Raw genomic sequence first — 4,227 nt, 5'->3', positions numbered from 1 at the left:
TGTCCAGTGAGATAACAGCTTGAGGGGTTTGGGGTTTCCCCAACGCGGTGAGAGAAATAATATAATAGCACGAAGTAGGCGTATTATATTATTTCTCGTAACTGCGCTCTTCGAGGACTCTTGCAGAGGGCTAAAAACAAAGAAATTACTATTAAAAATGGGTAATCTCCCCTGTTACATCCTTTTTTTCGAGCTTTTCATCACACTCTAAAAATGGTGATTTTGACTCTAAAAACGATAAGAAAGGCTCAAATTTTTAAAATCAAAATTTGAGCCTTCGAAACACGCGGAAAAGTGATCGTATCTACTTCGATTGATTCGCTTGCTCACTAACATTGTGAGTTACTTGTATGTTCTGATGCTGAATATACGTTATAGAAACTTCTGATGGCATGCTTTGACAAGTTGGTACAATAAGCAACGTAAAGAATGTTAGCATCGCCTTTCTAAGACGACTCCAACGCTCCAATTTTTTGCAATTTTTACATTTAGAATAGATAACTTCTTGTGTCAATGAAACATTAGTATCACTCATAAAACAACCTCTTAAATATCAGAAAAAAAACCAAAGAAAACCCATACCGCTTAAAATTAATTAATAAGCAGTTCTATTTTTTTGTGTGTTTTTAGGTGTTTGAGCTATATACAATCAGGGTTAATTGCATTTATAGCTTTTATTCAAGGCAATAATAGAGCTTGATTTTGGTTGTACCTAAGAGGTATCCTAGATGTACGGAATATTGGTCAACCTATAGCTAAGCTATATACTAAATAGGCATCTCTACTCTGTAATCGTAAGTCCAAAAAAGCGTGAATCACAGCTTTAAATCAAACACCATCACGGTGTGATATTTATCGCATAAGATTTCCTCGTTTTTCTCGCAAAGTGGATAGATGGTCATCAGTCAAAAGTTTTGGTCGACTGGACTGATTACCATCTACTTCTATTTTCTCTCTTGTGAATCATTCATTTCCGAACTATCACATCTTAGATGTATTGCACTACATATAGTTGGCTCAGGATAGTTGAATCCTCATAACAACATATGTCAAATGCTAATCAATCTAAACCTATATTAGCTCTTCGGGCTGCTTCATTCAATACAATTTCTGAATGAACGACAGAGTATGTCGTATATATAGAATATGCGTCACTACATGACTTCTAATCGAAAAAAAGTGGCTCACCATAAGCATGATAAGCCACTTTTCTGTTTTTAAGATAGGATTTATAGAGGTAATAGACAATTTTTAGTTCAAGTAATCCCTAATCGGACGTTTTTTAAACTTTGAAGCGTCCTTTTTGAGTCGATTAAACATCTCAAGCTCCCATGCTTTAGGGTCTTGACCTGCTAGACTGGTGGAACTAACCAAATGGTTATAATCCGCTATAAACTGGGCATTGCGCGCAATTCTTCCAATTTGTTTATCGCTTAATCCTTCGACTGTGAACATATCTGCTGTATTACAGCCCTTTCTATTACTTGCTTTTAAAGTGTTTTTTGAGTTTTCTTTTCCCGAAACTTTAAACTTAAACCCTACAATCCTGCTCTTTTTCTTTTCCTGAACATAGCTTATCTGCAAATCTGTTTTCTCATTGATCTCCGCAACAGCTGAATCAAGAACTCGGCGCTTAAAGTCACTCATACGTTGATAATCACTAACTCCTAAGCCCAACTGACCTCTAAAGGTTTCAATATCAAAAAGAGGTGTTTTGGTAGCTTGACGCCACTGTGTGAGCAGTTCATACAGACGCACTGAATACACGCTGTTAAGCACAGCTGTCTGTCCTAGCGTATATTTAGTAAAGAAATCTTTTATACCGTCGATGCGGGTTATTTCCTTGACAACTGCGGGCGTTAGTATTATTTCAATTGCACCATCGCCTCTAATGTATTCGACTTGACTTACCCAACGTGTTTTTACCTGATTATCTCTTTGATTCACGAAAGAAAAACGACGTTCAAAAAGCGTCGATTCTGCTGCCAAGAGAATATCATAAGCAGTATCTATTTCTACGTTAAAACACTCCGCATAACGTTTAGCAGAGATAACTAGAGGGCTATCTGCCGTTAGTCCAGTCTGTGTTTCCCTGCTATCAATAATTGCGATTTGTATTAATCTAATTTCAACCAATGATAGGTTTTGTATAGCTGTATTCAAGCGATTAGACTTAACCACCAAGTCACTCATATTCTTTCCTCTATCAGATTTCATAATTGAGTCTCTTTAGTGGTTTTTATTAGATCGATGAGAACAAACTACACAAACCTTGTAATCAAGTCAAATATTTTTTTGTCGTCATCATACCCGATAGATGTCGTCATCATACCCGATAGATGTCGTCATCATACCCGATAGATGTCGTCATCATACCCGATAGATGTCGTCATCACTCATTCGTATCCATTGGTGCGTAAGGGATACAGCTCTCTTAAAAGCCTTTAAAAGCATTAAAAGCATTAAAAGCCTTTTTTGTTGTTAATAGATGATTAAAAGACAAAAGATAAATAACGAAAAACCAAGAATGACACTTAGTATTAACTAATAAATCGAAAAATATTAAAACCTTGGTCTAGGTACATTATTGTCTATTAAAAGTTCGCTATTGGCTCTGTTTAAGCCTTTAGATGGTTCACCGTAGCTAACTTCACTATTTTTACTTAGAACGCTCTGACGGCTATCTGAGAGCTTTCTAGCATTGAATATTTCTCGTTCTGACTTTGGATCACGCACTAAATCAAAAATCCCAGTATTTTCTTGAAAGAAACTATCGTTATTCAGCAGCTTTAACCGTCTTTCATGAACATCCTCAAAAGGTTCACTCCTGCTTTTATCCAATTGGTACTTGTTGGCAAAAGCATTTAGTATTTCTAGCTGCCGAGGATCAAATTTATGTGCATGTTCTAGATCATCTGCACTTTCACCCCAAGACAAACGTATCTGATTCTCCTCTTTGCGTCGTTGTAGTATTTTATTGATTAAGATTATCTTAGTGTTTTTAGCGTACTCAGCGTATTGAGTAACTCTTGGTTCTCGTTGTTTAATTCCTTGACTAGAGACTCCTGCAAGTTTTCGAACTGCTGCAATTGAGTCGTCTGATGCTCTATCAAACGCTTTTGCTGATTGACCATAGCTAGTAGCTGCTGATTTTCTTGCAGCATTGCTTCTTGTGATTGCGTCAATAAAGGGATCAGGGGTGGTTGATCGAGCATGATTTGCAATTCTTTGTTTACTGTCTGCAATGATGCGTTCACTGTCTGCAATGCTTGTATTTCTTGCTCCTGACTCGTTAAAGTATTTGCCATTGAGTTCATCTGCGACTCTAAGAAATCTATCTCCGCTGTCGGCAAACTTCTTGAGATAATCAGCTCTCTTATTGAAAAAACGCTCATTGAAGTCGTTAACTTCGGTGTTGTGCTCTCTTTTGTCATCTGAGTATTTATCCCTTCCAACGTGTGCTTTTGGTATGATGTATAAATCCTGGTCTTTATAGCTAAGACTGCTAACAGTTTTAATACCGTGCTCTAAGAGTCGCTTATTAACCATTTCTGCCCAGTCTGCACGTACCGCTTTGATGTATTCAGTCTCTTTTACCAAACCTTTAACTTTTCTAGCCGTACCATCTAGCTCTGAGTCAGCCTTGTTAGTGAATATCAGCTGATTAGTAGTATCTAGCTCGGCTTTGCGAGTGGTAAACATGATATGAGCATGAATATTGCGCTCGTCATCGTCGTCAGTGGTATTGTCGGCTGCCTTACTTGAAGGCTTAGGCGCAGGAACATTGCTTTTGAGCTTGGGGTTATGAATACAGCAATCAGCAATCACGCCTAAATCGTTTGCCATTTTTGTCGCAAACTCTTCTGCCAATGCGATGTTCTCGCTATCGCTCAACTCATGAGGTAATGCTAACAACCATTCACGAGCGACCCTAGCTGATGATTTGAGAGTCTTATCTTTCTTAGTCACCTCATGTTCTTCAACCATTGACCACAAGTTTTCACGGTCAATTTTGAAATCTTGCTCAGCCAACACAGCTGGCAAAATAATATTCTTGTGCATGATGTCCGACTTCTTGCTGTAGTCATGAACCATCGCATTAGGATTGTATTTGTTTTTATCCGTTAGCTCTTCGCCTGCTCGATACGCAGCAGCAGCAACTGCATTATGCCCTTTGCTACGACTGATCGGTTTCACTTCTGCTCTGTATAAAGCCATGATTTAAGT

2 protein-coding genes are annotated in these 4,227 nt (G+C 38.0%); both read right to left on the bottom strand.

The annotated features are described in order from the left end of the window. Positions 1-1,251 precede the first annotated feature (1,251 nt). Positions 1,252-2,217, bottom strand: coding sequence for a replication initiation protein RepM (gene repM, locus CXF60_RS00230; protein ID WP_102090316.1), 966 nt, complete (start codon positions 2,215-2,217; stop codon positions 1,252-1,254). Between the two features lie 345 nt (positions 2,218-2,562). Further along, positions 2,563-4,218 (bottom strand): MobA/MobL family protein, encoded by a 1,656-nt coding sequence (locus CXF60_RS00225; RefSeq protein WP_102090315.1) that lies wholly within the window; start codon positions 4,216-4,218, stop codon positions 2,563-2,565. Positions 4,219-4,227 lie beyond the last annotated feature (9 nt).

The sequence above is a fragment of the Psychrobacter sp. 4Bb genome, assembly GCF_002836735.1.
GTDB lineage: Bacteria > Pseudomonadota > Gammaproteobacteria > Pseudomonadales > Moraxellaceae > Psychrobacter.
This window is presented reverse-complemented; position numbering and strand designations above follow the sequence as displayed.

Coding starts and splice junctions, on each gene's coding strand:
- repM (WP_102090316.1), bottom strand. CDS start 2,217: ATGAAATCTGATAGAGGAAAGAATATGAGTGACTTGGTGGTTAAGTCT.
- CXF60_RS00225 (WP_102090315.1), bottom strand. CDS start 4,218: ATGGCTTTATACAGAGCAGAAGTGAAACCGATCAGTCGTAGCAAAGGG.